This window comes from Corynebacterium lubricantis DSM 45231, from assembly GCF_000379425.1.
GTDB lineage: Bacteria > Actinomycetota > Actinomycetes > Mycobacteriales > Mycobacteriaceae > Corynebacterium > Corynebacterium lubricantis.
The window spans coordinates 18,729-44,336 of the sequence record NZ_KB902184.1 but is presented as its reverse complement, the minus strand read 5'-3'; the positions used below and the strand labels follow the sequence as shown (position 1 = coordinate 44,336).

At 58.0% G+C, this 25,608-nt stretch carries 29 protein-coding genes; 20 read left to right on the top strand and 9 right to left on the bottom strand.

Features of this window, described 5'->3' with window-relative positions; genetic code table 11:
* The first annotated feature begins 15 nt into the window (after positions 1–15).
* From pdxY (A37O_RS0103190) to A37O_RS0103165, 6 genes are all read left to right on the top strand, one after another.
* Positions 16–876 carry a pyridoxal kinase PdxY gene (pdxY, locus tag A37O_RS0103190; RefSeq protein WP_026196093.1) on the top strand — a complete coding sequence of 287 codons (861 nt, stop codon included), beginning with the start codon at positions 16–18 and terminating at the stop codon, positions 874–876.
* The gene (gene pdxY / locus A37O_RS0103185; RefSeq protein ID WP_018296050.1) at positions 876–1,700 is read left to right on the top strand and encodes a pyridoxal kinase PdxY; all 825 of its coding nucleotides are present in this window, start codon (positions 876–878) and stop codon (positions 1,698–1,700) included. The genes pdxY (A37O_RS0103190) and pdxY (A37O_RS0103185) overlap by 1 nt, the downstream gene beginning before the upstream one ends.
* A 15-nt stretch (positions 1,701–1,715) precedes the next feature.
* Positions 1,716–2,642, top strand: coding sequence for a GTPase Era (gene era, locus A37O_RS0103180; protein WP_018296049.1), 927 nt, complete (start codon positions 1,716–1,718; stop codon positions 2,640–2,642).
* Position 2,643: 1 nt separating this feature from the next.
* Entirely contained in the window at positions 2,644–3,384 is a 741-nt protein-coding gene (gene recO, locus A37O_RS0103175; protein ID WP_018296048.1) for a DNA repair protein RecO, read from the top strand.
* Between the two features lie 70 nt (positions 3,385–3,454).
* Positions 3,455–4,129, top strand: coding sequence for an isoprenyl transferase (locus tag A37O_RS0103170; RefSeq protein WP_245533781.1), 675 nt, complete (start codon positions 3,455–3,457; stop codon positions 4,127–4,129).
* On the top strand, positions 4,126–5,217 hold the full coding sequence (locus A37O_RS0103165; RefSeq protein ID WP_018296046.1) for a VIT1/CCC1 transporter family protein: 1,092 nt from the start codon (positions 4,126–4,128) through the stop codon (positions 5,215–5,217). Before A37O_RS0103170 ends, A37O_RS0103165 begins: the two co-directional genes overlap by 4 nt.
* On the opposite strand, the gene A37O_RS0103160 is transcribed toward A37O_RS0103165, so the two are convergent.
* Positions 5,214–5,642, bottom strand: coding sequence for a Fur family transcriptional regulator (locus tag A37O_RS0103160; protein ID WP_018296045.1), 429 nt, complete (start codon positions 5,640–5,642; stop codon positions 5,214–5,216). The two genes, A37O_RS0103165 and A37O_RS0103160, sit on opposite strands and share 4 nt — an antisense overlap.
* A 132-nt stretch (positions 5,643–5,774) precedes the next feature.
* A complete protein-coding gene (locus tag A37O_RS14530; protein WP_018296044.1) occupies positions 5,775–6,272 on the bottom strand; it encodes an ArsR/SmtB family transcription factor in 498 nt (165 codons plus the stop codon).
* Between the two features lie 298 nt (positions 6,273–6,570).
* Between A37O_RS14530 and A37O_RS0103150 the strand changes: the two genes are divergently transcribed.
* Genes A37O_RS0103150 through A37O_RS0103140 form a run of 3 tightly spaced genes read left to right on the top strand, consistent with a single transcriptional unit; the run spans position 6,571 to position 8,929 of the window.
* Positions 6,571–7,953 carry a glycine--tRNA ligase gene (locus A37O_RS0103150; RefSeq protein WP_018296043.1) on the top strand — a complete coding sequence of 461 codons (1,383 nt, stop codon included), beginning with the start codon at positions 6,571–6,573 and terminating at the stop codon, positions 7,951–7,953.
* Positions 7,953–8,456 (top strand): hypothetical protein, encoded by a 504-nt coding sequence (locus A37O_RS0103145; RefSeq protein ID WP_018296042.1) that lies wholly within the window; start codon positions 7,953–7,955, stop codon positions 8,454–8,456. Before A37O_RS0103150 ends, A37O_RS0103145 begins: the two co-directional genes overlap by 1 nt.
* Positions 8,453–8,929, top strand: a complete 477-nt coding sequence (locus A37O_RS0103140) for a hypothetical protein (protein ID WP_018296041.1) — start codon at positions 8,453–8,455, stop codon at positions 8,927–8,929. Before A37O_RS0103145 ends, A37O_RS0103140 begins: the two co-directional genes overlap by 4 nt.
* 9 nt (positions 8,930–8,938) lie before the next feature.
* Here A37O_RS0103140 and A37O_RS0103135 read toward each other — a convergent pair whose 3' ends face one another.
* Positions 8,939–10,957, bottom strand: a complete 2,019-nt coding sequence (locus A37O_RS0103135; RefSeq protein ID WP_018296040.1) for a TPM domain-containing protein — start codon at positions 10,955–10,957, stop codon at positions 8,939–8,941.
* A 105-nt stretch (positions 10,958–11,062) separates the two neighbouring features.
* On the opposite strand from A37O_RS0103135, the gene A37O_RS0103130 reads away from it, so the two are divergent.
* The gene (locus A37O_RS0103130) at positions 11,063–12,337 is read left to right on the top strand and encodes a deoxyguanosinetriphosphate triphosphohydrolase (protein ID WP_018296039.1); all 1,275 of its coding nucleotides are present in this window, start codon (positions 11,063–11,065) and stop codon (positions 12,335–12,337) included.
* A 20-nt stretch (positions 12,338–12,357) separates the two neighbouring features.
* Here A37O_RS0103130 and A37O_RS0103125 read toward each other — a convergent pair whose 3' ends face one another.
* Positions 12,358–12,621 (bottom strand): hypothetical protein, encoded by a 264-nt coding sequence (locus tag A37O_RS0103125; protein WP_018296038.1) that lies wholly within the window; start codon positions 12,619–12,621, stop codon positions 12,358–12,360.
* Positions 12,614–13,078, bottom strand: coding sequence for a guanyl-specific ribonuclease (locus A37O_RS0103120; RefSeq protein WP_033377731.1), 465 nt, complete (start codon positions 13,076–13,078; stop codon positions 12,614–12,616). The genes A37O_RS0103125 and A37O_RS0103120 overlap by 8 nt, the downstream gene beginning before the upstream one ends.
* A 187-nt stretch (positions 13,079–13,265) precedes the next feature.
* Between A37O_RS0103120 and dnaG the strand changes: the two genes are divergently transcribed.
* Both dnaG and A37O_RS0103110 read left to right on the top strand, forming a co-directional pair.
* Positions 13,266–15,161, top strand: a complete 1,896-nt coding sequence (gene dnaG, locus A37O_RS0103115) for a DNA primase (protein WP_018296036.1) — start codon at positions 13,266–13,268, stop codon at positions 15,159–15,161.
* 33 nt (positions 15,162–15,194) lie between these two features.
* Positions 15,195–15,836 (top strand): MazG nucleotide pyrophosphohydrolase domain-containing protein, encoded by a 642-nt coding sequence (locus A37O_RS0103110; protein ID WP_033377730.1) that lies wholly within the window; start codon positions 15,195–15,197, stop codon positions 15,834–15,836.
* Here A37O_RS0103110 and A37O_RS0103105 read toward each other — a convergent pair.
* Positions 15,833–16,264: a hypothetical protein gene (locus A37O_RS0103105; RefSeq protein WP_018296034.1), complete on the bottom strand. Its 432-nt coding sequence runs from the start codon at positions 16,262–16,264 to the stop codon at positions 15,833–15,835. The genes A37O_RS0103110 and A37O_RS0103105 overlap by 4 nt on opposite strands.
* Before the next feature lie 217 nt (positions 16,265–16,481).
* On the opposite strand from A37O_RS0103105, the gene A37O_RS0103100 reads away from it, so the two are divergent.
* Positions 16,482–17,291, top strand: a complete 810-nt coding sequence (locus A37O_RS0103100) for a lytic murein transglycosylase (RefSeq protein WP_033377733.1) — start codon at positions 16,482–16,484, stop codon at positions 17,289–17,291.
* A gap of 124 nt (positions 17,292–17,415) precedes the next feature.
* Positions 17,416–18,693, top strand: a complete 1,278-nt coding sequence (gene eno / locus A37O_RS0103095; RefSeq protein WP_018296032.1) for a phosphopyruvate hydratase — start codon at positions 17,416–17,418, stop codon at positions 18,691–18,693.
* Positions 18,694–18,760: 67 nt separating this feature from the next.
* On the opposite strand, the gene A37O_RS0103090 is transcribed toward eno, so the two are convergent.
* Positions 18,761–19,300 carry a hypothetical protein gene (locus A37O_RS0103090; protein ID WP_018296031.1) on the bottom strand — a complete coding sequence of 180 codons (540 nt, stop codon included), beginning with the start codon at positions 19,298–19,300 and terminating at the stop codon, positions 18,761–18,763.
* A gap of 169 nt (positions 19,301–19,469) precedes the next feature.
* On the opposite strand from A37O_RS0103090, the gene A37O_RS16395 reads away from it, so the two are divergent.
* The 5 genes from A37O_RS16395 to A37O_RS0103070 all read left to right on the top strand — a co-directional run bounded on the left by A37O_RS16395 (position 19,470) and on the right by A37O_RS0103070 (position 22,759).
* A complete protein-coding gene (locus tag A37O_RS16395; RefSeq protein WP_156802481.1) occupies positions 19,470–19,625 on the top strand; it encodes a hypothetical protein in 156 nt (51 codons plus the stop codon).
* A 269-nt stretch (positions 19,626–19,894) separates the two neighbouring features.
* Positions 19,895–20,629, top strand: a complete 735-nt coding sequence (locus tag A37O_RS0103085) for a DUF981 domain-containing protein (protein ID WP_018296030.1) — start codon at positions 19,895–19,897, stop codon at positions 20,627–20,629.
* 95 nt (positions 20,630–20,724) lie between these two features.
* A complete protein-coding gene (locus A37O_RS0103080) occupies positions 20,725–21,216 on the top strand; it encodes an FtsB family cell division protein (protein ID WP_026196089.1) in 492 nt (163 codons plus the stop codon).
* A 26-nt stretch (positions 21,217–21,242) separates the two neighbouring features.
* Positions 21,243–21,812 (top strand): DUF501 domain-containing protein, encoded by a 570-nt coding sequence (locus A37O_RS0103075; protein WP_018296028.1) that lies wholly within the window; start codon positions 21,243–21,245, stop codon positions 21,810–21,812.
* Positions 21,809–22,759 carry a Ppx/GppA phosphatase family protein gene (locus A37O_RS0103070; protein ID WP_018296027.1) on the top strand — a complete coding sequence of 317 codons (951 nt, stop codon included), beginning with the start codon at positions 21,809–21,811 and terminating at the stop codon, positions 22,757–22,759. The genes A37O_RS0103075 and A37O_RS0103070 overlap by 4 nt, the downstream gene beginning before the upstream one ends.
* Positions 22,760–22,767: 8 nt before the next feature.
* Here A37O_RS0103070 and A37O_RS0103065 read toward each other — a convergent pair whose 3' ends face one another.
* Positions 22,768–23,028 (bottom strand): hypothetical protein, encoded by a 261-nt coding sequence (locus tag A37O_RS0103065; protein WP_026196088.1) that lies wholly within the window; start codon positions 23,026–23,028, stop codon positions 22,768–22,770.
* Positions 23,029–23,216: 188 nt separating this feature from the next.
* Between A37O_RS0103065 and wecB the strand changes: the two genes are divergently transcribed.
* A complete protein-coding gene (gene wecB / locus A37O_RS0103060) occupies positions 23,217–24,389 on the top strand; it encodes a non-hydrolyzing UDP-N-acetylglucosamine 2-epimerase (RefSeq protein ID WP_018296025.1) in 1,173 nt (390 codons plus the stop codon).
* Between the two features lie 3 nt (positions 24,390–24,392).
* On the opposite strand, the gene A37O_RS0103055 is transcribed toward wecB, so the two are convergent.
* Positions 24,393–25,592: a multidrug effflux MFS transporter gene (locus A37O_RS0103055; RefSeq protein WP_018296024.1), complete on the bottom strand. Its 1,200-nt coding sequence runs from the start codon at positions 25,590–25,592 to the stop codon at positions 24,393–24,395.
* Positions 25,593–25,608 lie beyond the last annotated feature (16 nt).

Below are 25,608 nucleotides of genomic sequence, written 5' to 3'. Positions count from 1 at the left end.
CAGCCAGCAAGCATGATGTATGGCATGAAAAATATTCTCTCGATCCAGTCGGCGGTAGCATACGGCCACGTCGGCAACTCTGCGGCAGTCTTCCCGCTGCAGCGCCTCGGCCACGAAGTGCTTCCCGTGAACACGGTGAATTACTCCAACCACACCGGCTACGGTGCATGGCGTGGCCCGATGATTCCGGCCCCAGACGTTGCCGAAGTGATCAAGGGAATCGGCGAGCGCGGAGTTTTCGGCGAGATCGACGCGATCTTGTCGGGCTACCAGGGCGGCGACGAGATCGCCGGAGTGATCGTGGATGCTGTCGCAGCCGTCAAGGCGGAGAACCCCAACGCCGTCTACGCCTGCGACCCCGTGATGGGCAATGCGAAGTCCGGTTGCCACGTCTCCGACAACATTCCGCCACTGCTGCGCGACAAGGTTGTTCCGGTTGCGGACATCATCACGCCGAACCAGTTCGAGCTGGGCTACCTCACTGGACTTGAGGCAGGGGACCTGGACTCCACGCTCAAGGCCGTCGACGCCGCCAAGGCAATGGGCCCGCAGACCGTGCTGGTCACCTCGGTGCTGCGCCCGGACCGCGACGAGAACACCATCGAGATGCTGGTCTCCGATCCGAAGGGCACCTGGATCATCCAGACCCCGCACATCCCGTTCAAGCGCAACGGCTCCGGTGACGTCACCGCGGCCCTGTTCACCGGCCACTACATCGAGTCCGGCGACGCCGCCGACGCCCTGGCCAAGACTGCGTCCAGCGTCTTTGACCTGCTTGAGCTCACCCACGAAGCCGATTCCCGCGAGCTCAAGCTCGTCGAGGCCCAGGAGTTCTACGCCAACCCACGCATGCAGTTCACGGCGCGCGCACTCTAATGAATATCCTCTCGATCCAGTCGACGGTGGCCTTGGGCCACGTGGGCAACTCGGCCGCGGTGTTTCCCATGCAGCGCCTCGGCCACGAAGTCTGGCCCGTGAAAACGGTCAACTTCTCCAACCACACCGAGTACCCCACGTGGCGCGGGCCGATGCTCGCCGCGAGTGAGATCGATGCGGTGATCACCGGCATCGAGGAGCGAGAGGTTTTTCCGCTTATCGACGCATGCCTCTCCGGTTACCTCGGCAGCCCCGATACCGCGGAAGTCATCGTCAATGCTGCCAGGCGGGTCAAAGAGGCGAACCCGGATGCCGTCTATATCTGCGATCCGGTGATTGGCAACAAGGAACGCGGCTCGTTTGTACTCTCGGAGATCCCGGATTTGTTGCGCGATACCGTGATCCCGGTTGCCGATTTCATCATTCCCAACCAATGGGAGTTGGGGCTGTTGGTCGGGCGGGAGCTGTCGTCGATAAGCGAGACGATTGATGCCGCGCGACACCTGCATCCCCGGACGATTGTGACCTCGTGCGAGGCCGGCGACGGGAAGATTGGCATGCTGGCCGTGTACCCGGATGAGGTCTGGTACGTGGAGACGCCGCGGATGGGCGGCAAGACCGTGGGTACGGGCGATCTGGCGGCGGCGCTGTTTACGGCGACGCACCGCGAAGGGCCGAAGGCCGCACTCGAGCACATGGCCGGCACGCTGTTCCGGATGGTCGAGGCGACGGTTTCGGGTGGCTTGCCTGAGATGCCGCTGATTGAGAAGCAGGAGCTGATTGCGAATCCGCCGTTGCGGTTCGTGGCCAGGCTAGTTGACTGACTACACTAAGGCATTATGGATATAGACTCATTCACGGATACGCCGGAAGGTTTTCGTTCTGGCTTCGTTAGTTTTGTTGGCCGTCCGAACACGGGGAAGTCAACGCTGACGAACGCGCTGGTGGGGCAGAAGATTGCTATCACCGCGGACCAGCCAGAAACCACCCGCCGGCCAATTCGTGGAATCGTCAACCGCGAGGACGCACAGGTCGTCCTCGTGGATACCCCGGGTCTGCACCGCCCGCGCACCCTGCTGGGCGAGCGCCTCAACGAGGTCGTGCAGGACACCTACGCCGATGTCGACGTGATCTGCCTGACCATCCCTGCCGACGAGAAGATCGGCCCGGGTGACCGTTGGATCCTTGAGAACGTGCGCAAGGTGGCGCCGAAAACCCCGATCATCGGTGTGGTGACCAAGCTGGATAAGGCCGGCAAGGACGAGGTCGGCGCGCAACTGCTGGAGCTGCACGACATGCTCGGCGGCGACGCTGACGTTGTTCCGGTGTCGGCCACTAAGGCGACGCAGCTCGACGTGCTCATGGATGTGATCACCGAGAACCTGCCGGAGGGCCCGCGTTTCTACCCCGTTGATCACGTCACCGACGAGGACATGGAAACTCGGATCTCTGAGCTGATCCGCGAGGCCGCGCTGTCGGGTCTGCGCGAGGAGCTGCCACACTCCGTGGCAGTGGAGATCGACGAGATGCTTCCCGACGAAGACAACCCCGACAAGCTGGTCATTCACGCCATTTTGTACCTGGAGCGCCCGGGCCAGAAGCGCATCATCGAGGGCTCGGATGGGCGTCGTTTCCGTTCGCTCGTGCAGCGTGCGCGTAAGGAAATCATGGCGCTTCTGAACCAAAACGTACACCTTGACCTGCGTATTAAGATTTTGAAGAACTGGCAGTCGGACCCGAAGTCCCTGGGCAGGTTGGGCTTTTAAGATGGCCACCCGGGAGTCGTTTCGCGATCGCGCCGTGGTGGTGCGGTCCTACGATTTTGGTGAGGCCGACCGGGTCATTGTGCTGCTGACCCAAAACCACGGTCTGGTGCGTTCCGTGGCTAAAGGGGTGCGCCGGTCGAAGTCGCGCTTCGGTTCGCGCCTACAGACCTTCGTGGACATCGACGTCCAGCTCTACCCGGGGCGTAATCTGGCCACGATTACGCAGGCCGACACCGTGAACTACTACGGCTCGGGCATCATCGACGACTACGACAAGTACACCGCCGGGTGCGCCATCTTGGAGTCGGCTGAGCGGCTCGCCTACGCGGGTGCCGACGATGATCCGTTCCTTTTCAACGCAGTCACCGAAGCCTTCGGCGAGCTGCAATCCAATGAGCACACGACTCTAGTGCTGGATAAATTCATCCTGCGCGCCACTGAGCACTCCGGCTGGGGCCTCGCGCTCTTTGACTGCGCGAATTGCCGCAAGCCCGGCCCGCACCATACTTTCCATCCGGGCATCGGCGGGGCGGTGTGCAATAACTGTCGCCCACAGGGCTCGGCGGAAGTTCAAGAACAAACCCTGCACGTGATGTGGCTGCTCCAAAACGGACACCTCGCCTCTGCCTGCGATCTGGCCGATGCACACATCAGCGCCCAGGTGCATCGACTGACGTCCGCGCACCTGCAGTGGCATCTGGAACAGGGTGTTAAATCGCTCAAGATCATGGAACAGGCATAATGGTGGAGTGAACGTAACACCTCCACCAGAAATTCCAGCAGAGTTCATTCCCAAGCACATCGCGTTGGTGATGGACGGCAACGGGCGTTGGGCCGAAAACCAAGGTCTCAAGCGCACTGAGGGCCACAAGAAGGGCGAAGCCGTCCTCATGGACTGCGTTGACGCGTGCCTGGCCCTCGGCGAGGTCAAGTGGCTCTCGGCGTACGCGTTCTCCACGGAGAATTGGCGTCGCGCAGCCGACGAGGTCCGCTTCCTTATGGGCTTCTCCCGCGACGTGTTGCGCCGCCAGCGCGACGTTCTGCACGAGAAGAACGTCCGCATTGTGTGGGCGGGTCGCCGCCCTCGCCTGTGGCGCAGCGTCATCCGCGAGCTTGAGATCGCCGAGGAACTCACCAAAGACAACACCGCGATGACCTTGGTGATGTGCGTGAATTACGGCGGCCGCGCCGAACTGGTAGATGCGGGACGCAAGCTGATCAAGGATGCTCAGGAGGGCAAGATCCGCCCCGAGCAGCTCAACGAGCAGACCATGTCGGACTACCTCTATCGCCCCGACATGCCCGACGTGGACTTGTTCCTGCGCCCCTCGGGCGAGCAGCGCACCTCTAACTTCCTGCTCTGGCAGTCCGCTTATGCAGAAATGGTGTATCAGGATAAACTGTTCCCCGATTTCACCCCGCAGGATATGTACGACGCTGTGTTGGACTACGCGAAGCGGGACCGCAGATTTGGAGGAACCAAATGAACGCACTCGCGGAGAGCGAAATAGAACAGACCCCAACAAAGCAGCAGGTTAAGAAGTGGCGTCGCTACCTCGCTAACGAGCGTGCCGAGGCCGCGGTGTACCGCGAGCTGGCGAAGAAGCGCGACGGCGAGGAGCGCGAGATTCTGCTTGCCATCGCTGATGCGGAGTCGCGCCACGAGCGCTACTGGCAGGACAAGCTCGGCGAGCATGTGGGCATGCCCCAGTCCCCGGATCTCAATACCCGCTTCATGGCATTTTTGGCCAGCAAGTTCGGCTCGGTGTTCACCCTGGCTTTGATGCAGTCAGCGGAGCAGCGCAGCCCATACCTCGACGACGAGGACGCCTCCGATCAGATCGCCGCCGACGAGGCCATGCATGCCGAGGTAGTGCGCGCGCTCGCCCAAAAGGGCCGCGAAAAGATGTCAGGCAACTTCCGCGCCGCAGTCTTCGGAGCCAACGACGGTCTCGTGTCCAACCTCGCGTTGGTGATCGGCGTGATGGGCTCCGGCGTGAGCTCAAACTACATTTTGCTCACCGGTATTTCCGGCCTGCTCGCCGGCGCGCTATCGATGGCGGCAGGCGAGTACGTCTCGGTGAAGTCGCAGAATGAGCTTCTCGACGCTTCTACTCCCGACCCCGGGACCCGCCAGATGGTCAATAAGCTCGATGTCAACGAAAACGAGTTGGCGCTGGTCTACCGCGCCAGGGGGATGAGCCAAGAGGAGGCCGAGCGTCGCGCGGCGGATCATTTCGCAGCGCTCGAGCAGGGCACGCGTATCGACGAGTTGGAGCACGAATCCTTTAAGGGCGCCGGTGGTGCCTGGACTGCGGCGATCTCGTCGTTCTGCTTCTTCGCGGTGGGGGCATTCATCCCCATCATCCCGTTCATCTTTGGTGCAGGCCCAGCCGTTGGCGCAGTAGTTGCTTTGGTTTTGGTCTCTATTGCGCTGCTGATCACGGGTAGCATCACCGGTATTTTGAGCGGTAAGCCACCACTGACGCGCGCGCTGCGTCAACTGGCTATCGGTCTGGGTGCCGCGGGCATCACCTACGTGCTGGGTGCCTTCTTCGGCCAGATAGTGGGCTAATTGGCTTGCGCTTGTGCCTGGCATGACGGGCAGGTGCCGAAGATCTCGGCATCGTGGCCCGTAAGCGTGTAGCCGTAGGCCTGCGCGGTCTCGCGCGCCCACTGCTCAACAGGCCCGCCCTTGATTTCCTCAGTGCGCCCACAGACCCCACACACCAGGTGGTGGTGATGGTCGTCGGTCATGCAATGGCGATAGAGTGTTTCACCATTTGCCATGTGCAACACATCAACGGCCTTGATCTCCGCCAAGGATTGCAGCGTACGATACACCGTGGTCAGACCCACGTTTTCGCCACGCTGCTCGAGTTCTTGGTGGATCTTTTTCGTCGACGCGAAGCGGTCAATCTCTCTTAGGACATTGACAATTGCGGTGCGCTGCCGAGTATTGCGGGCGCCCAGTTTAGGGACTGAATTGCGTGTGGACATTGGGCTCCTTGCCAACACGTGTAGCCGTTGAGGTACATCGTTAAGAGACTGAGGTTAAGAGACTGAGTAAGCGGAAACAACAAATAGCTTACAGAAAATAGCACCTAACCGCGTGGAAACCTTAGTTAAGCCTTAGTTAATCGGACTTGGCGTTTGTGGAACCACTCCTGGATCCACATCGGCGGAGTTTTCATTCGGTACGCCAATGAGGGCAGCTGCCGCGACCCCATTGGAATCCGGAGTGGAAGGCACCGTGGTTGCGGTCTGGGAGCGTAGTTCTTTCAAGTCGTCTCTTTCAGCGTCGAACACAGCGGCAGGTTCTGTTACTTCCAGATCGCCTGCAATTGCAGCAGCGTTCAGGATTAGCTCGATCGCCTCAGGGGCTGCCAGGCTGTAGACGACCTCACGGCCCATGCGATCGGCGTTGACCAGGCCGGCTTTCTTCAACACGCGAAGGTGCTGGCTGACTAGGGGCTGAGACTTTTCCAGCGCAGAAACAAGTTCGTGCACGACATGGCTGCGCTCATTTAAGAGGGCGAGAATTTTCATCCGCAGAGGAGAATCCAGGGCACTGATAACCCGGGTAGCGGCGGAAATGTCGGCGTCTCCGACCGCTTGACGTTCTGGCATGCTCTTGCTTCTTTCATTAATTTCAACCACTTGTAGCCGGGCATTCTATGCGTGGATATCGGTGGACAACTGATTAATATTTAGTTTATACAACAATAGTTTACCGAAATGTGCCGCGTTAAATGAATTTTTAAGTAACCCTAAGATGGGGGGGATACCCGGGGCGGTATTCAGTAACATTGATATGTAAACAAGATTAGCAAGTTTGTCAAGTCTAAGGGGGACTGCTGAAGAGAATCTCATCGACGGCTAAACTAGGGAAAAGTTTTAATCCCCCTACCAGAGGAGAACCCTTTCCATGGCCGCGTCCGTGATTGATACCGTTGTAAACCTGTGTAAGCGCCGAGGTTTGGTCTACCCTGCAGGCGAAATCTATGGCGGTACTCGCTCCGCATGGGATTACGGTCCGCTCGGTGTCGAACTCAAAGACAACATCAAGCGCCAGTGGTGGCGCCACATGGTGCAGTCCCGCTCTGACGTTGTGGGCGTAGATACGTCAATCATCCTGCCACGACAGGTCTGGGAGACTTCCGGTCACGTCGAAGTATTCACCGACCCATTGGTGGAGTCTCTGCACACCAACAAGCGCTACCGCGCCGATCACTTGCTGGAGGCTTACGAAGAGAAGCATGGCCACCCGCCAGTCAATGGTCTAGCTGATATCAACGATCCGGAGACGGGCCAGCCAGGTAACTGGACCGAGCCACGCGAGTTCTCTGGTCTGATGAAGACCTACCTCGGTCCTGTGAACGACGAGGAGGGTCTGCACTACATGCGCCCAGAGACCGCACAGGGAATTTTCGTCAACTTCAAAAACGTTATGACGTCGTCTCGTATGAAGCCTCCATTCGGCATCGCCAACATTGGTAAGTCCTTCCGTAACGAGATCACCCCGGGCAACTTCATTTTCCGTACCCGCGAGTTCGAGCAGATGGAGATGGAGTTCTTCGTCAAACCAGGTACCGACGAAGAATGGCACCAGTACTGGATTGACAACCGATTCCAGTGGTACAAGGACCTGGGCATCCGTGAGGAGAATCTGCGCCTCTACGAGCACCCGAAGGAAAAGCTTTCGCACTACTCCAAGCGCACCGTGGACATCGAGTACGCCTACGAGTTCGCAGGCACCAAGTGGGGCGAGCTCGAAGGCATTGCGAACCGTACGGACTACGACCTCCGCGTGCACTCCGAGGGCTCCGGCGAGGACCTGTCCTACTATGACCAGGAAAATGAAGAGCGCTGGATTCCATTCACCATTGAGCCTGCGGCGGGTCTCGGTCGCGCACTGATGGCCTTCTTGATCGATGCCTACCACGAGGACGAGGCTCCAAACTCCAAGGGTGGTGTAGACAAGCGCGTCGTGCTCAAGCTGGATCGTCGCCTCTCACCAGTGAAGGTTGCCGTCCTGCCGCTGTCGAAGAAGGACGAGCTTTCGGGTCCGGCGAAGGAGCTGGCTGACAAGCTGCGCGCGAACTGGAACGTGGACTACGACACTTCCGGCGCCATCGGCCGTCGTTACCGCCGCCAGGATGAGATCGGTACCCCGTTCTGCGTGACCTATGACTTCAATTCGCTCGAGGACAACGCCGTCACCGTCCGCGAGCGCGACTCAATGGAACAAGAGCGCGTTTCGCTCGACGAGCTGGAGGCGTACCTCGCAGCTCGCTTGGTGGGTTGCTAATGCACTGGGTGTCTTGGGATCGCAAGGACCGCGATAAGCCAAAGCTGATGGTGGAAGACGGCCCAGAAACGCTCGCAATTTTCGACGAGCGCTCGGCGCTGGTCGATGGCGAGCGCTGGGACCTAGCTTATACAGAGGTTTCCGGTGCTGTGGCCACTGTGGACGGCAAGGAGATCGTGCGTTCGGGCCCAACAAAGCGCGAGAAGCATATTCCCGTCACCGTCGAGGGCCGCGGATACCAGTTGATCAACGAGGAATCGAGCGACTGGATCATCGATGACGAGCGTGGCCAGAAGGTCGCTCAGTTCTCCGGGAAGAGCCAGGGCGTGCGCCAGGCCAACCTCGAGTTCGAGGGCGAGACTGACCTCCCGCTCACGGACATCGTGGCCCTGGCGTGGGTCTCACGCCTTGTGCTTGAGAAGAAGACCATGGGCACAAGCAACGCGCTCATTGCGACGCTCGTGCTGCTGTCTATCGTGGCTGTCATTGTGTGGTTTACGTGACCAACAAAGCGGGCATTTTCTCGGACACCTCGGGTGACAAGTGGGTGTGGGACGGTAATGAATTGTTCGATTCCTACGGCCGCTCGATCGCCCAGGTACGTTCGGATGTGCTCATTGTGGGTGGCAGGCGTCTCCTCATCGAGTACAGCCCCGGCCCACAGCATTTCACCGTGCGCGCTACCTCCGACAACGGGAAGTTGTACCGCATGGTGCAGGTTGGTTTTACCATCTCGCACCTCGAGGCCACCTGCGACGGGCGCAAGTATTTACTCGATCGCACGCAGTGGTGGAGCAAGCAGCGCGAGATCACCGATACGCGCAATAATGTCGTGGCCACGGTGCGCCCACTCATTTCGGGCAAGGTGGAGGTCCTCGACGGTCCAGCTGTCGACGACGCGCCCCCCATCGATCTTGTATTTATGACGTGGGGGCTGGTGTTGGTGGACTCGCCGGTGCGCCGGACCCTGACCTAGGAATTTTTCCTAGAAGGATCCTCCGCGGAAGCCACCGCCCCCGCCGCCGCCGCCTCCTCCGAAGCCGCCGCCCCCTCCGAAGCCTCCACCGCCACGTCCGCCGGAAAGCATCGAGCCGATGATGATGCCTTGGGCAACATCGCCGAAGGTGCTGGAGGCTTGGCGCTGGCGGTGCTGGTTGATGTTGTTCTTCGCCGCGTCGGCGGCACGCCGTGCCGTCTCGGTTGCGGCGCGGGCGAGGTCAATGGCCCCGCGAGTATCTTGCACACGGCTATTTACGGCGCTGGCGTGCTGGTGCTTCGCTTCGGCCAGCAGAGTACGAGCGTTCGAGTCTACGACTCGGCCATAAGACGCAATCATGTCTTCTGCACCTTGAATCTGGGCAGACGCGGCGCTGAGCTGCTGGTCCAGAATACCCAGCATCCGCTGCTGGTCTTGTGCGATGCCCTGGACCTCGGCGATGGCTTCGTCGAGGTCCGCGTCCAGGTGAGTCAGATTGGTATAGGCAGACAGCGGATCCGTAGTGGACACCTGTTGGGATTCCTCCAGCACCTGCGCGGCGCGGGTGCGTAGCACCTCGACTTTCTCCACATTAATCTGCGCGCCCGAAGACGCAGCGCCCTGGAGCTGGCCCAGCTGGTCGATTTCTTCGCGAATCTCCTGGAAGAGAGCCGGTAGGTTATTCTGCGCGTTCTGAATATTGACATCCGCGTGTTCGACAGATTCCAACATGTGGTCGGCCACTTCGACGGCGTGCTCCGCGGTGCGGATGACATCGACAAGCGCGCCCTGCTGTCCGGCTGGCTTTGCCTCTAGTTCGCGCGCGGTATCCAGTGCCTTCTCGGATTCCGCCAGTGACGCGGTGGCCAAGTCCACGTTGTCGGAGATGGATTCAAGCATGTTGTCGTTGTAGCGCGACTTCAGATCAGCCAGGGTGGCCCGAGCGGGTTCAATGCGGGTCCGGATAGCCACGGTGCGCTGGGTAATCGTGTCAATCACATCGGGGGCTTGAATGAGCAGATCGCGCATCTCCGAGAATTCCTCCGCGCGGCGCCCCAATTCCTGGTCGGCCTGACCGGCCGAGGAAATGATGTCCACGAGCATGCCGCGCTTTTCGGGCTCGGTCTCGGGGATAGAGTCGGTGAGACGGTGCTGGATTTTGTAGGCGCGCTGCAGGGCAGAATTCGCCGAGTTCATCGCCGCGGTAAATGGACGAGTGCGCTCAGGGCCGAACTCATTGTTGGCCAGCGTGAGTTCCTCTTGGCCCAAGCGCAGCGATTCGTCGACAGAGACCAAGGTGTCCTGCGCGAGCTGCTCGAGGGTTTCGGTGGGCAGCCGGTTGAGCGCGCGGATATCGCTCGGGTCGATCTCACGGCCGTCGGCGAGGTTGGCTGCCGATTGCTTCTTCTTGTTCCGGCGTGAATACGCCCAGAGACCACCACCGGCGACAACAACCGCGCCGCCACCGGCTGCCAGCCAGGCCGCGTTCTCACCGTTTCCGCCTCCCGCAGTAACAGAGGTCAGGCCCTCAACGGCGGCACCCGCCCAATCATCTTGGGTCAGCCGCTCATACGTGGCGTTATAAACCGTGTCTAGGTCGGCATCGTTCCACTGCGAGCCACCATAAAAACCGAAAAGGCGCTCCTCAGGGGAGATGGCTAACACCGCGGTGTTACCCCCACCATTGGCTGCCACGGCTTCCTGCGTCCATTGCTCGGGGGTATACGTTCCGAAAGACGGCAGGTAGACCACGTAGGCCTGTAGGTTCTTCTCTGTTTGCAGTTGCCGGATGGCGTCGTCGATAGCTTGGATGTCGGTCGACGAGAGCACACCGGACACGTCTGTCACAGTGTCGGTCAGCCGGCTTGGAGCCAATTCGGTGGACTGTTCAGCCTGTCCAACCTGTGCTTGGATGGACACGGCCGGTGTGGCCCACGCGGAAGCAGCGGGGCCGGCGAAGGCGGCCAACCCGAGTGCACCGCCGACGACGGGGGCGGTGAGAAGTACTTTCAAATAACGCGCGTTCATGGTGTACAACTTACCGGGACTTGGGCAATAGTGCCTGAAAGTGAAGGAATAGCATGCTGTGTCCGCCAGGTATTTGCGCACGAACGAAGTAGGCTAAAAATTGTTATGGCCTACGAATATTCAGCCGCTGATATGCAGCGCTTTGCGCCCGAAGGTCCCAAGGGTTCCCTGTACGACAATACGGAGTCCGATCACCGGGGCGTTTTCTCTCGCGACCGCGCTCGCGTGCTGCACAGCGCGGCCCTGCGCAGGCTGGCTGACAAGACTCAGGTGGTCGGCCCGCAAGACGGTGATACTCCACGCACAAGGCTGACGCACTCCCTGGAGGTCGGCCAGATTGCCCGCGGCATCGGCGCAGGCCTAGGCCTCGATCCCGACCTGTGCGACATGGCCGGGCTGACCCACGACATCGGTCACCCGCCGTACGGACACAACGGCGAAACGGCCCTCAACGCCTTAGCCGAGGGTGCTGGCGGCTTCGAGGGCAACGCCCAGACCCTGCGCATCCTGACCAAGCTCGAGCCGAAAGTGCTTCATGACGATCGCTCTTTTGGTCTCAATCTCACCCGTGCCGCGCTCGATGCCGCCTGCAAGTACCCGTGGACGGCCACAAACCCGGACGGCACGAAAAACAGCAAATACAGCTCCTACGACGAGGACGCGGAGATCCTCGCCTGGGTGCGCCAAGGCCACACAAATGATCGGCCTCCCATGGAAGCGCAGGTGATGGACTTTTCCGACGACATCGCCTACTCCGTGCACGACGTGGAAGACGGCATCATCTCCGGGCGCATCAGCCTGAATGTGTTGTGGGATCTGGTCGAGCTGGCCAACCTCGCGGACAAGGGTGCGGCCGCGTTCGGTGGCACCGCCGAGGAACTGCTCGAAGCCGCCGACCGACTCCGCGGCCTGCAGATCATTCAAGGTGGCGCGGATTATGACTACACACTGCGCGGCTGGACCAATCTGAAGAAACTTACCAGTGAGCTCGTCGGCCGCTATGTTGGCGCAGTCACCACAGCAACGCTGAACTCCAATCAACCACAGCTGGGCCGGATGCACGGCCAGCTCGTCATCCCAGCCGATGCGGAGGCAGAGGTGCGCCTGCTGAAAACCATCGCGGTGCTCTACGTCATGGATATGCCCGCGCACATTCGCCGTCAGAACCGCCAGCGCGACCGCATTAATCGCGTGCACGATTACATCACCCAGGGCGCGCCGGGCACACTCGACACCATTTATCGCCAGTGGTGGGAGGAAGCGGAGAATAATCAGCAGCGCGCCCGCGTGGTCATCGACCAGATCGCCTCGATGACAGAGTCGCGCCTCGAGCGTACCGCGAAGCGCGCCTCGGGATTGTCTGGTTTCTTTATGGGCTAGGGGAGCATACTCCCCAGAATCTAGCGCACCAAGTGCACGCCGAGGTCTTTAAACACTTGGCCGACTTTGCGCGAGTCATCGTCGTCAAGCGACCAATGCGACGTGATTACCTTGCGCACGTGCGACTCTCGCAACATATCGGCGAGCCCATCGAGGTTGGTGGGTGCCGGGCGCTCGGTGGAGTAAACCACGTCGGCGATGCCCGTATAGAGGTCCTGGAGGGTATCGATCTCGCCCGTGAGCAGGATTGGGTTGAAAGCACGATTGTGCCGTTGGTTATGCATCTGGCACCTCGCAGAAGGTTTCGTAGTGGTCGTCGGTGTAGAAGACCACCTCAGGATCGGTTTCGCTGCCGCCGCCGGTGACAATGCGCTTCGCGCCGCGGTGGTTCAGGCCGGGGGTTTCCACCGTGTATTCGCGGTAGTAGCCGGAAGGCTCGTCGGGCAGGTTGCCCTCGTAGTTGCCGAAGCGGGTCCCGTCGTTGTCGGGGTAGTCGAAGGGGCCGCCGGTAGAGATATCGTCGAGCGTGTCGTGGGCCTCGGCAGGCAGGGTGGCAAGCGCGCATTCATCGCTTGGAGCACTAGGGGCGCTTGACGACGATTGCGTAGCACTCGAGGAGCTCGACGAGTCACCGGCGAGGTCGATGCCAAAGAATCCGGCGATAGCAACAAGGGCGACGCCCGCGATGATTGCGGGCACAGATTTCTTTGATTTCTTGCCCGGGGAAGACTGCTCAGCCATGGCCCACATTGTGACATGACCGGCAAAAACTTCCCGCATTGCCGATGCAATGCAAGAAATGGGATTACTTGCAGGCTCATCTTGTGCCCTGCCGGAATGCGTCGCTATGACCAGCCCATGATGCATTAATCGCCAGAAGTGATTTTGGGCACATTAGTAATTTGACCCGCGCGGTAGTATTGCCGATATGGCAAAGGGCAGAATTCCGGATTCCGACGTACAGGCAATCCGCGAGCGCGCTCACATCGAAGAAATCGTCGGCGAGTACGTCCAACTCAAACCCGCCGGGCACGATTCGATGAAGGGACTCAGCCCATTCAAGGACGAGAAGACACCGTCCTTCCACGTGCGCCCCGCGCGCGGCTACTACCACTGCTTCTCCACGGGCAAGGGCGGCGACGTGTTTTCCTTCCTCATGGAAATGGAACACCTGACCTTCCCCGAGGCAGTGGAGTCGGTCGCCGAAACCATCGGCTACCACATCAACTACCAGGGCGGATCCACCGGCGCGCGCGATGTTAAACCCGGTACCCGCGCCCGCCTCATCGCCGCCAACAAAGCGGCCCACGAGTTCTACCGCGAACAACTAGAAACCCCTGAAGCGGCGCCCGCGCGCGATTTCCTGCTCAACCGCGGCTTCGGCCAGGAGATCATCTATGAGTTCGAGTGCGGTTACGCGCCGGGCGGCTGGGACACCACCACAAAGCACCTGCTGCGCAAGGGCTTCGACTTTAAGGAGCTGGAGGCGGCCGGTATATCCACCATGGGCAGGCGCGGCCCGATTGATAAGTTCCACCGCCGCCTGCTGTGGCCGATTAAGGATCTCTCCGGCAACGTCATTGGCTTCGGCGCCCGCAAGCTTTTCGACGATGACAACATGGGCAAGTACATGAACACCTCGGACACGATGCTGTATTCGAAGTCCAAGGTGCTCTTCGGCGTGGACCTGGCTAAAAAGCACATCGCCACGGGCCACCAGGCCGTGGTGGTGGAAGGCTACACCGACGTGATGGCCATGCACGCCGCCGGTGTGAAAACCGCGGTTGCCTCCTCGGGCACGGCATTCGGCTCGGAGCATTTGTCCATCCTGCGGCGCATCATGCTTGACGACGATTACTTCCGCGGAGAGTTGATTTACACCTTCGACGGCGACGAGGCCGGACAAAAGGCGGCCCTGCGCGCCTTCGAAGGAGATCAGAAGTTTACCGGCCAGTCCTTCGTTGCTGTGGCCCCCGACGGGATGGATCCCTGCGACCTGCGCCTGGCCAAAGGGGATTCGGCCCTGCGCGACCTAGTGGCCAGCCGGATCCCCATGTTCGAGTTCGTGATTCAGTCGATCTTAAAGGATTACAGCCTGGACACCGCCGAGTCACGCCTGCAGGCCCTGCGCCGCACGGTGCCGATTGTGGCGCAGATTCGCGATAAGTCTCTGCAGACCGAATACGCACGCCTGCTGGCGGGCTGGGTGGGCTGGCCCGACCCCAATGAGGTGCTCACCCAGGTGCGCAACGAGGCCAAGCATCCCACCAAGAAGAAGGAACGGCTGCTCTCGCGTCAGCCGGTTAATAACCAGCCGGTATCCACGGCGCAGCCTTCGCTGACCCCGCCGGACTCACTCAATCCGGTGCTGTGGCCACAGCGCGAATCCATCAAGGTGGCCCTGCAATTCCCGGAGCAGGCGGGCACGTATTTCGACGGGATTAACCCGGACGCCTTTACTAACCCGGCCTACCGTCAGGTGCGCGAGGCGATTGCGAAGGCCGGTGGCACCGCCCGTGCGCAGGAAGGCGTGGACTGGCTCGCCGCGGTGGCAGGGGAGATGCTCGACCTCGCCGGGCGCAACTTTGTCTCCGAGCTCGCCGTCGAGCCCATCCACGCCGACGACATCAGCGCCTATGCGGATTCGGTGCTTTCCCGCCTGCAGGAAACTCGGGTAGGGGATCAGATCGCGCAGCTGAAATCCCAGCTCCAGCGCATGCGCCCCTCGGATGACGAGGTAGCCTACAACTCGCTGTTCTCTGACCTAGTGGCCCTTGAGCAGGCTCGTCGCGAGCTCAACGACCGCGCGTTTCGGGGGAACTAAAAGCAGTCGTGTCAGCCGTCTATGATGTGTTGCATGGCTGTAGTAGTTCTTGATCCACGGTGGCCCGACATGATTCCCATGGGTGCCGTGTCGCGTTTGGAGTCGCCGATTTCCGTGACGGGCGAAGTGCCCGTCTCTGTTCGTTGGTCCCTGTCCGATTTGCCCACGAGCGAGTCGTTGACGGGGTGGGGTACATTGCTCACCACCGACCCGAACTCTGATGAGGCCCGTCGTCGCATCGCGCGTGGCGAGTCGGTCTACACAGTCCCCAGCCTGGATGACAAGGTCCAGGAAGCCGTGGACACCATGCACAACTCCCGCAATCGTGGCGCATGGGAGATCGGCCAGACCCACGAGTCGCTCTTGCCCTACCTCGAGGAGGAGGCCCGCGAGTTCGCCGATGCCGTGCGAACTGGTGCGAGCGACGAGACCTTAAAGAAGGAGCTCGGCGATGTGTTGCTGCAGGTGTTATTCCATGCAGAGATCGCTTCACGACGAGGCGCCTTCGACTTTCAGGACGTCGCGGCCAGCTTCACCGAGAAAATGAAATCCCGCGCCCCCTACCTGTTTGACGGTTCCACTGGCATCGTGTCCGAAAAGGAGCAGGACCGCCTGTGGCAGGAAGGGAAAGCGCGGGAGCGGAAGTCTTCGAAGGAAGACCAGAAGAAAAACTAGAACGCGAGCGCTGGCAGGGCAGGAAGCAGGTTACGTACCTCGGGCAGGCCGGCCTCTGCGGAGAGCTGCGAGGAGAACTCGATAGCCTGCTCGACTGGGGTGAGCTGGTCGGCCTTAACAATCTTGCACTCGAGCGCGCGGTCGCCGACCTTGTTGATGGTCGATGCGGTAACCAGCTTCAGCGTGGAGTCGCCGCCAATTGCCTTGTTCAGGTTAGCTACGAGTTCGCTGCGGGTAGTGTCGCCATCGACGAGCTTGGTAGTGCGCAGAGCGGTGCCAAGATCCTTGCAGCTGACCTTGTCTACGCCTCCATTAACAATCTTGACCAGGTCAAGAATGCCAGTTTGTGCCTGCGCTGCTGGAGCTGCAAGGCCGACGGTCAAAGCGGTTGCGGCGATTGCTGCGCCGATGCGTGCGATTTTTGCCATGGGAGAGTCCTCTCAAAAATGGGTTTGTGACACATGGGAAACAACAAACACTGACCATAGCTGTTGCGTGTGTGATTAAAGTTTTCCAAGTGAACATTGTTATTTAACTGTGACGTTGGCGCGCCCTCGAATTTTCTCTGTGAAGCAAATGTGAATCGCGCTTCGTCAGTGATTGTGGTTCGTTGTTCTCTTACCCAACCGGGTAATGTCGACCCTCATGACTTCACCAACACGGGGGCAAAAGAGGGCGGGCTGCGGATGTGCAGCCATCGCCGCCGTCGTGCTCGCAATCGTGATGGTGGTAGCGCTGGTTGGCTGGCTGCTCAGCGCATTCGACCCAGTGAAGTCCGCTAAGTCTTACCGCCCCGTGCCGGATAATATTCCGCCGGCCGCGGGCGCTCCGCCACATCTCATCGACGTGCATGGCCCGGGGCGTACTGCAGACAATCTCGAAGAGTGGGCCGCGCCAATCGCCGACAGTATTAATGTCGACCCGCAGGCCGTCCGCGCCTACGGCAACGCCGAGCTGATCGCTCGCGATGCCTGGCCGCAGTGCAACCTGAAGTGGAACACGCTCGCAGGTATCGGTTGGGTAGAAACCCGCCACGGCAAATACTCCGGCAACGCCTTAAATCAGGGCCACCTCGACGAGAATGGTTTCGCCACTCCGCCCATCGTTGGCCCTGCCCTCGACGGCTCCCCAGGCTTCGCCGAAATCACAGACACCGACGGTGGAAAATACGACGGCGACACAACGTATGACCGTGCCGTCGGCCCAATGCAATTTATCCCACAGTCGTGGGCGAAATATGGGCGCGACGCCGACGGCAGTGGCCAGGCCGACCCGCAGCAGATTGATGACGCAGCACTCGCCGCAGCAAATCTGCTGTGTGCCGATGACCGCGATCTCTCCACGCCAGAAGGCTGGCAGCAGGCCATTTTGTCCTATAACCAGTCCAACGATTACGTGCTCAAGGTGCGCGATGCTGCCGCAGCATACGCCATCGCGCAGCCGGCCGTGCGTTAGTTTTCACTCAGTGACGTAATCTACTTAACTTTTGGGGTTGAACCGCCCGCGCACCACAAACTTCTGGAACAATGGGACGAGGACAAAGCTTTTACTTTTCTAGCCCCTAAGAGGAGAAATTACAGTGGCTGACATCATTCATGCATTTGCTCGCGAGATCCTGGATTCCCGCGGAAACCCAACCGTTGAGGCAGAGGTATTTTTGGACGATGGCTCGGTGGGCACCGCTGGTGTTCCTTCCGGCGCATCCACCGGTGCACACGAGGCACACGAGCTGCGTGACGGCGGAGACCGCTACATGGGCAAGGGTGTGCTCAAGGCTGTTGAGTTCGTTAACGAGGAAATCGCAGACGAGATCGCTGGCCTCGAGGCTGATGATCAGCGCCTGATCGACCAGGCAATGATCGCTCTGGACGGCACCGAGAACAAGTCCCGCCTGGGCGCAAACGCCATCCTCGGCGTGTCCATGGCTGTTGCTAAGGCTGCTGCTCAGTCCGCCGGCCTGCCACTGTACCGCTACATCGGCGGCCCTAACGCTCACATCCTGCCAGTTCCAATGATGAACATTGTGAACGGTGGCTCCCACGCAGACTCTGGCGTGGACGTTCAGGAGTTCATGATTGCTCCGATCGGCGCTGAGACTTTCTCCGAGGCACTGCGCATGGGCGCTGAGGTCTACCACAACCTGAAGAACGTCATCCACGGCCGTGGCCTTTCCACCGGCCTGGGCGACGAGGGCGGTTTCGCTCCTTCCGTTGATTCCACCAAGGAAGCACTGGATCTCATCCTCGAGGCAATCAAGAAGGCCGGCTACGAGCCAGGCAAGGATGTCGCTCTTGCACTCGACGTTGCTTCTTCCGAGTTCTATGAAGACGGCAAGTACAACTTCGAGGGCGGCCAGCACACCCCTGAGGAAATGATCGCTGTGTACGAGAACCTCGTGGCAGAGTACCCAATCGTTTCCATCGAGGATCCTCTGGATGAGGATGACTGGGAAGGCTACGTTTCCATCACCGAGAAGATCGGCGATAAGGTTCAGATCGTCGGCGATGACTTCTTCGTTACCAACCCTAAGCGCCTGGCTGAGGGCATTGAGCGCAAGGCTGCGAACGCTCTGCTGGTCAAGGTCAACCAGATTGGTACCCTGACCGAGACCTTCGACGCTGTTGATCTCGCTCACCGCAACGGCTACCGCACCATGATGTCCCACCGCTCCGGCGAGACCGAGGACACCACCATTGCGGATCTCGCTGTGGCTCTGGGCTGCGGCCAGATCAAGACTGGTGCGCCAGCTCGTTCCGAGCGCGTAGCTAAGTACAACCAGTTGCTGCGCATCGAGCAGGAGCTCGGCGACGCTGCAGTGTACGCGGGCCGTTCCGCGTTCCCACGTTTCAACGAATAAAAAACTTTACGACGAATGCCTAGCCCGAATCCGGGCTAGGCATTTTTTGTTGGCGTTTTCTTGAGACTTAGCGGCTCGAGAGTCCGAAAAGCTCGCTGAAATCAGGGAGGTTGAACTGGCTTGACAGCTCAGAGCTAGAAAACTCAGGAGTCTCAGCAGGGTGCTCGGCAGCAAAGTTGATCTCGAAGAGGTAGCTATTCCAGTTCGATGTCCGAATGTGTACCTTGTACTCGCCGTATTCCTGAATAGCACCAGACTGGTTCTCTGGAGCATCTGGTGCTGTAATAGTCAGCACTGGCAGGCCTTCGTCATTCACGGAGCGAGCCACTTTCCACTTGACGCTGGTTTCACCAGCTGCGGTCTCGACGTATGCATTTCTGATCTGGATCCCCTCGCCAACAGTGTCAGCGGTCAGGGTGATGGTTTCGCCTGGGGTGATGTAAGAGCCTTTAGAAGATTCGAAGGAGATTTCCTGAGCTCCTTGCTCCAACTCTTCAGATGTAACAGGTTCGTTTCCAGGCTCTACTGCGAGAGCCTGTGGAGCTGAGAAAGCTCCGACGGATAGGGCAATTGCAACCGTGCCGGCCGCAATCTTACGAATATGCATTGAAAAGCTCCTAATGTAAATGTATGCATAAGATCCATTTATGGATGCTTACATTGCCGATCTTAACTACTTAGTGGCGGGAATGCCACAACATTTCGAGTGAGCAAACTCATTGCTGCATCTATGACAAAACCACCTTGGCTAAGTGTTATTATGTGCCATTTACTTGATGAAGCAATTATTCTTTTCGGATTTGGTTGCGGGAGCAGTGGTCATTTTTGCTTGTTTAAGTACAGGCAAAGGTCAGCGATCTTCTGGTGTATCCGGCAGCATCGAAATTGCCGCGCAAATGGGCTCGGGTAATCTTGGCGGCACATGGATCTAAACGGCTCAAGTGATGGCAATGATGACGAAGCCTAGAAGGAGGTCGCAATCCAAATCGGCTTGCAGGAGCTCGGCGACGCTGCAGTGTACGCGGGCAGTTCCGCGTTCCCACGTTTCAACGCATAAAAAGCTTTACGACGAATGCCTAGCCCGAAACCGGGCTAGGCATTTTTTGTTGGCGTTAGCGCAATATTGCAAAAGTCACACTTTAGGCTTACTGTCGAAATAGAACTTAATTTAAGGTTCAAATAAATTACGAAAGGTAAGAAAATGCGTGACTTCTTCATGGGAGTGTCCACGCCCGGGGCGATAGCCTGGGAAACTCTCCCTACTTATAACACCATCATGTCCATTGCCGTAGGCGCTGGTTTGGTGGCATTAGTACTGTTCAACAGGGCCGTTCGAAAGGACGGAAAGGAGATCAGCCTTGATGGCTGGGCCTTAACCTTTGGCGTCCTTGGATTTATCCTGACGGCAACCGGCCTTCACATGACTCTGACATGGCCACTGGCTCCAGACTTTGCCTTCGATAACGTCATCTTTGGCGAGACTTCACTGGCGTTCGGTGTACTTATGCTCGCTGCTGCACTCTACCTTTGGCGCCGCCAGGACAAGATCCTGGAAAGTGACAACATGAGTCGTACCATCGCGCAGACGCTAAAGCCGGCCTCGATCTTCATTGTTGGTCTGGGTCTAGCCCTCTTCGCAATTGCCCTGGCTGGAATTGTCTACCAACTCTTCGCTGCGCCTCCACAGGAGCCAATTTCTGGTTACTTCGGCGCTTGGCCAATCCTAGAAGCAACGTTTATGGGCATCTTGTTCGCGATGGTCGGCCTTGGGGCTATCCTCATGCCGATTGCAAACAATAAGGTCGCCCGCGGTGAAGAGGCTGGCACTCTGGGTACGTGGGTCCACTGGTTGTGGCTCATTGCCGGTGTCATATTCGTGCTCTTCGGTGCGATGAACTTCTACACCCACATCGGCCTCATCGTGAACACGATGTAGAAAGCACAATAGAAAGCTTCGGCTTTCCTGGATAAATAACTCGACGCGAGCCGGAAACAGTTACTCGAGTGACAGTTGAGTAGACTACTTACATCATGGCTTCTCAAGCATCCTCACGTCGTCCCCGCCGGATACCCACGTCGGTTCCGGTGGTGTCGCGTGATGCCGAAAACGCTAAACCAAAGCCAAAACGGGAACGAAAATTCACTCTCAAGGGTGACTATGTTGGCCTTGCAATCATCATTGCCGTCGTTCTTGTTGTGCTCATGGCAATTGCGATTCCTCTTCGTACGTACTACGAAGGGCGCAGCGAAATTGCCAGGCTGAATGAGTCGATCGCTGCGCAGGAACAGCGCCGTGACCAGCTGCAACAAGACATTAATAAATACTCCGACGAGGAGTATGTCAAGCAGGAAGCGCGTCGGCGTCTTGGCATGATTGATCGGGGTGAAACTGCCTGGCGCATTGTAGATCCCCGAATGGATAAGCAGGACGGCGTGACCACGGATCCAAAGAACGTGCCGCCTGAGCCGATCCCTTGGACGAGGGTTGTGTGGGACTCTCTTTCGTCCCCAGAGCAGCCTTAGCTAAGTCTTGTGGAACAATAGCTCCCATGACTGTCAGCCAAGCCGACCTAGATATTGTTCAAGAGCAGCTCGGGCGCCCTGCGCGCGGCGTGCTCGAGATTTCCTACCGCACGCCGGATCAGCAGCCAGCGGTAGTGAAAACTGCGCCTAAGCTCGACGATGGAACTCCTTTCCCAACCCTGTATTACCTCACTGACCCGCGTCTCACTGCCGAGGCTTCCCGTCTTGAGGTTGCCCAAGTAATGAAGTGGATGGAACGCCGGCTAGGAGAGGATGAGGAACTTGCCAAAGACTACCAAGCAGCCCACGAGCACTACCTCTCTGAGCGCAACAAGATCGAGGATCTAGGCACGGATTTCTCCGGTGGGGGAATGCCGGATCGGGTGAAATGCCTGCATGTTCTTATCGCCTACGCTCTTGCCGAAGGTCCTGATCATTTCCGCCTCGGCACTGAGTCTGTCGCGCTCGCCGCAGACCACACTCCAGAGCTGCGTGGCACTGCTATCCCGCAAGATTGGCCGACGGCAGATAGCCTAGGCATCACTGAATCAGTTAATCAGGCGGTCACTGAGATGACAGGAGAGCCTTTGCTATGACGCGAGTTGCAGCCGTAGATTGCGGTACGAATTCGATCCGCATGCTTATTTCCGATGTTTCGTCAGCACAACACCTAGAGATCGCGCGCGAAATGCGCATTGTTCGGCTTGGCCAAGGAGTCGATGCAACTGGGGAACTCAACCCAGAGGCAATCGAGCGTACCGAGGAAGCACTGCGCGAATTTGTTGAAATGATGCAGAAAGAACGCGTCGGAGCCGTCCGGATGGTAGCTACTTCAGCAACTAGGGATGCCTCGAACCGCGATGACTTCTTCGAAATGACTGCACGGCTCCTAGGTCAAATCACCCCTGGTGCGCAAGCTGAAGTTATCTCCGGCGAGGAAGAAGCAGCACTTTCATTCCGTGGCGCAACCGTAGACATTCCGAACGACCGTGGACCCTATTGCGTAATCGACCTCGGCGGCGGATCCACCGAATTTATCGTTGGCGAAGCCGACGGAACTATTCTTGGATCGCATTCAACTCAAATGGGATGCGTGCGACTTACTGAACGTATTATGCGCACTGATCCACCGACTGAATCTGAGCAGTCGGTTGCTCGCGATTACATCGCGGAGCGGCTCGAAGATACCTCGCATATCGTGCCTTTCGCCAAGGCACGTACCTTCGTTGGGTGTGCAGGTACGTTTACTACGCTCTCGGCGTTGGCGCAGGGACTGGAAACTTATGATCCCAAAGAGATCCATATGTCCCAGCTAAAATTCGACGCTTTGCGTCTAATCACCGGGCAACTCATCGAGGCACCTTCAGATGCTCGAGCAGCAAATCCCGTGATTCATCTAGGCCGTGCCGACGTCATCGGCTCCGGTTCAGTGATCGTCGAGGAAATCATGAACGCGATTGAAAAGAACACTGGCGTTAGCCAATTCGTGATCAGCGAAAAAGATATCCTCGACGGAATCGTTGCAGGTCTAGCGGAACTGTAGACCCTTATTTAGTCCTGGTCGGGCTCTAAGATTATTGTGTCATCACTGATCTTGGAGCCCTTTTTTCCGCGCAAATTCTTCACTTCTTTCATGCGTGGATTGGGATCTAGGCGATCAGCAAGTGCCTTGCGGGTGGACTGAACCACCTGCTTTGTTACGGGAGAATTGATGGCCTTTTGAGTTGCGTCTTTGATCTGGTGGTAGCGCTTGCGGCCGGCTTTCGTGCCGAGAACGTAACCGGCAGCTGCTCCGACGACGAATTGAATCATGGTTGCCATAATACAGGCATGGCCATGTGACGCATGTACGACCGAACGAACTTTCGGGCATAAAAGGACAGAGTCTAAGTAACGCTATATAGTTTGTTAAGAATCTAATACATCCCTGAGGTTGAGCTGAATTTTCAATGTGTTAGTTTTTCTGTCAAGTATTCATCGACCATTCTGGAGTGCCATTAATGACTTCGCTCAAGCCAAAAATTATGACTGTGTACGGAACTCGGCCCGAAGCGATTAAAGTCGCGCCGGTCATATCGCGATTGAACCGGGATGACCGTTTTAATTCGCTTGCAGTTTCCACCGGTCAGCACCGTGAGATGCTGCAACAGGTTCATAAGATGTTTGACATTGAACCTGATTTCGATCTTGAGCTGATGCAGCATGGGCAGAGCCTGAATATGTTTGGCTCTCGAGCAAGCGTTGGCTTGGAAGAGTTAATTGTGCAGGAGAAGCCGGACGTAATTATTGCCCAGGGTGATACAACGACGGCAGCGGTGGCTGCGATATCGGGCTTTTACCGTGAGGTAAAGATTGTGCATTTGGAAGCAGGCCTTCGCTCGGGAAATATTCACTCGCCGTTCCCAGAAGAGGCTAATCGACGCATCATCGGGCAGGTGACGAGCCTGCATTTGGCTCCAACAAATGAAGCGAAGGAGAATCTCCGAAAAGAAAACTTCCGGTCCAAGGACATCGTTGTCACCGGTAATACCGTGATTGATTCACTCCTCAAAGCTTCCACCTGGAAAGTTACCTTCGACGACGAACGCCTCCAAAAGATTGTCTCCGGCGATCAGCGCATCGTTCTTATTACTACGCATAGGCGCGAAAACCTCCATGCAATGCAGGAGATTGGTGGGGCGGTACAAGATCTGGCGAAGGCGTATCCTGATCACCAATTTGTCTTGCCGCTACACTTGAACCCAAAGGTTCGTGAAGCGGTGATGCCTGAGATTGAATGTCTAAAGAACGTAACCATCACAGATCCATTGCCGTATGACCAGTTCACGTCCTTGATGAACGCGTCGCATTTGGTACTCACCGATTCGGGCGGAGTCCAAGAAGAAGCGCCAGCATTGGGCAAACCAGTATTGGTTATGCGAGAGAACACGGAGCGCCCAGAAGCCGTTGTGGCAGGAACCGTGAAGCTAGTGGGCACCGACCGAGAATTGATCGTGGCTGAAGCTCAAAATCTGCTTGACCACGAGGCGGCTTACAAGAAGATGGCTAACGCAGTAAATCCCTACGGAGACGGTCACGCAGCAGCCCGTGCTGTTGCGGCAATCGCGGAATTGACAGGAGTGGGTGAACGGATTGGGGAGTTCGTTCCTGACTTGCCAGATTCTAGTTTGTAGGTCCTAACTTGGCATCTTGCGAATCTGAGTAAGTGCTAAAATCTGGACGATTATTGCGATGCCCATGATGATGATCATGGGCATCGCTGTTGTGCCATTGCCGATGCCGGTGAGCGGGGAAACTATTGCCGCTAAGCCAAACTGAAATGCACCTAGCAGTGCCGAGCCAGTTCCGCGTTTATCACCTGATGCTTCAACGGCAATAGCTGAAGCATTGGGCAGGATCAGACCTGAGGACGCAACAACAAACATGAACCCGGGGATTATGGCCTCTGGTGCTGAACTTAAGAACACGACTCCTATGAAGAGCCAAACTACGGCAATGAAACCGAGGAGTACACCGACCGAAATAAGTTTCTGTGGACCATATTTTGGTACGAGACTTCGACTGACCATATTCATAATCAATATGACGAAAGAATTGATTGTAAATACGATGGTGTACGCGCTCTCGCTCAATCCTCCGATTCGTTGAAGTACAAAAGGGGAGGCTGCAATGTACGCAAACATCATTGCGAATGAGCCAACGAACACAATTAGCGGGAAAATATAATCGCGAGTCCTCAAAATCGAATTGATGTCTTTTACCGTGTTTGCGGCACCTCCGGAGGTTCGTTCCTCCGGGGGCAATGATTCTGCTACTAAGGCGAGAACGAGGAAGAAAGACACAACTCCAAGGCCGACGAGGAACCAGAAAGCGCTCCGCCAACCGAACGACGGTATGAGCAAGCCACCAATAATGGGGGCCAACAGCGGAGCCAGCGATTGAATAGACATCAATAAGGCGAAGGCGCGAGCTATGCCTATCCCTCGGCCAAGATCGCCAACGATTGCCCGGGAGAGGACGACACCGGCTGCTCCGAAAGCTCCTTGCAGAACACGCCCCAAAATGAGCACCCAAATATTTGGCGCGAGTGCGCAGACTACGGAGGCAATCACGGCACCGAGTAGGCCCCCGAGGAGGAGTTTTCGACGCCCTACACTGTCAGAGAGCGGACCGATGATCAACTGGCTTAGACCTAGGGCGAGCAAAAAGCCGGTGAGCGTGAATTGGGTGAGCGAGGCTGTGGTCTGAAACTCATCCGTGATCGCCGGCATGCCCACCAAGTACGTGTCAATAGCGAACGGCGCGTACCCACTGCACAAAGCGAGGCTGATTAGGATCGGCGTTGAGATTCCATTGGGTGACTTTGATTGAACCATCTTTCCTCGCATTCTG

Bases quoted from the DNA above. Each gene is read 5' to 3' on its own strand.
- pdxY (WP_026196093.1), top strand. From the start codon at position 16: ATGTATGGCATGAAAAATATTCTCTCGATCCAGTCGGCGGTAGCATAC.
- pdxY (WP_018296050.1), top strand. From the start codon at position 876: ATGAATATCCTCTCGATCCAGTCGACGGTGGCCTTGGGCCACGTGGGC.
- era (WP_018296049.1), top strand. From the start codon at position 1,716: ATGGATATAGACTCATTCACGGATACGCCGGAAGGTTTTCGTTCTGGC.
- recO (WP_018296048.1), top strand. From the start codon at position 2,644: ATGGCCACCCGGGAGTCGTTTCGCGATCGCGCCGTGGTGGTGCGGTCC.
- A37O_RS0103170 (WP_245533781.1), top strand. From the start codon at position 3,455: ATGGACGGCAACGGGCGTTGGGCCGAAAACCAAGGTCTCAAGCGCACT.
- A37O_RS0103165 (WP_018296046.1), top strand. From the start codon at position 4,126: ATGAACGCACTCGCGGAGAGCGAAATAGAACAGACCCCAACAAAGCAG.
- A37O_RS0103160 (WP_018296045.1), bottom strand. From the start codon at position 5,642: ATGTCCACACGCAATTCAGTCCCTAAACTGGGCGCCCGCAATACTCGG.
- A37O_RS14530 (WP_018296044.1), bottom strand. From the start codon at position 6,272: ATGCCAGAACGTCAAGCGGTCGGAGACGCCGACATTTCCGCCGCTACC.
- A37O_RS0103150 (WP_018296043.1), top strand. From the start codon at position 6,571: ATGGCCGCGTCCGTGATTGATACCGTTGTAAACCTGTGTAAGCGCCGA.
- A37O_RS0103145 (WP_018296042.1), top strand. From the start codon at position 7,953: ATGCACTGGGTGTCTTGGGATCGCAAGGACCGCGATAAGCCAAAGCTG.
- A37O_RS0103135 (WP_018296040.1), bottom strand. From the start codon at position 10,957: ATGAACGCGCGTTATTTGAAAGTACTTCTCACCGCCCCCGTCGTCGGC.
- A37O_RS0103130 (WP_018296039.1), top strand. From the start codon at position 11,063: ATGGCCTACGAATATTCAGCCGCTGATATGCAGCGCTTTGCGCCCGAA.
- A37O_RS0103125 (WP_018296038.1), bottom strand. From the start codon at position 12,621: ATGCATAACCAACGGCACAATCGTGCTTTCAACCCAATCCTGCTCACG.
- A37O_RS0103120 (WP_033377731.1), bottom strand. From the start codon at position 13,078: ATGGCTGAGCAGTCTTCCCCGGGCAAGAAATCAAAGAAATCTGTGCCC.
- dnaG (WP_018296036.1), top strand. From the start codon at position 13,266: ATGGCAAAGGGCAGAATTCCGGATTCCGACGTACAGGCAATCCGCGAG.
- A37O_RS0103110 (WP_033377730.1), top strand. From the start codon at position 15,195: ATGGCTGTAGTAGTTCTTGATCCACGGTGGCCCGACATGATTCCCATG.
- A37O_RS0103105 (WP_018296034.1), bottom strand. From the start codon at position 16,264: ATGGCAAAAATCGCACGCATCGGCGCAGCAATCGCCGCAACCGCTTTG.
- A37O_RS0103100 (WP_033377733.1), top strand. From the start codon at position 16,482: ATGACTTCACCAACACGGGGGCAAAAGAGGGCGGGCTGCGGATGTGCA.
- A37O_RS0103090 (WP_018296031.1), bottom strand. From the start codon at position 19,300: ATGCATATTCGTAAGATTGCGGCCGGCACGGTTGCAATTGCCCTATCC.
- A37O_RS16395 (WP_156802481.1), top strand. From the start codon at position 19,470: ATGAAGCAATTATTCTTTTCGGATTTGGTTGCGGGAGCAGTGGTCATT.
- A37O_RS0103085 (WP_018296030.1), top strand. From the start codon at position 19,895: ATGCGTGACTTCTTCATGGGAGTGTCCACGCCCGGGGCGATAGCCTGG.
- A37O_RS0103080 (WP_026196089.1), top strand. From the start codon at position 20,725: ATGGCTTCTCAAGCATCCTCACGTCGTCCCCGCCGGATACCCACGTCG.
- A37O_RS0103075 (WP_018296028.1), top strand. From the start codon at position 21,243: ATGACTGTCAGCCAAGCCGACCTAGATATTGTTCAAGAGCAGCTCGGG.
- A37O_RS0103070 (WP_018296027.1), top strand. From the start codon at position 21,809: ATGACGCGAGTTGCAGCCGTAGATTGCGGTACGAATTCGATCCGCATG.
- A37O_RS0103065 (WP_026196088.1), bottom strand. From the start codon at position 23,028: ATGATTCAATTCGTCGTCGGAGCAGCTGCCGGTTACGTTCTCGGCACG.
- wecB (WP_018296025.1), top strand. From the start codon at position 23,217: ATGACTTCGCTCAAGCCAAAAATTATGACTGTGTACGGAACTCGGCCC.
- A37O_RS0103055 (WP_018296024.1), bottom strand. From the start codon at position 25,592: ATGGTTCAATCAAAGTCACCCAATGGAATCTCAACGCCGATCCTAATC.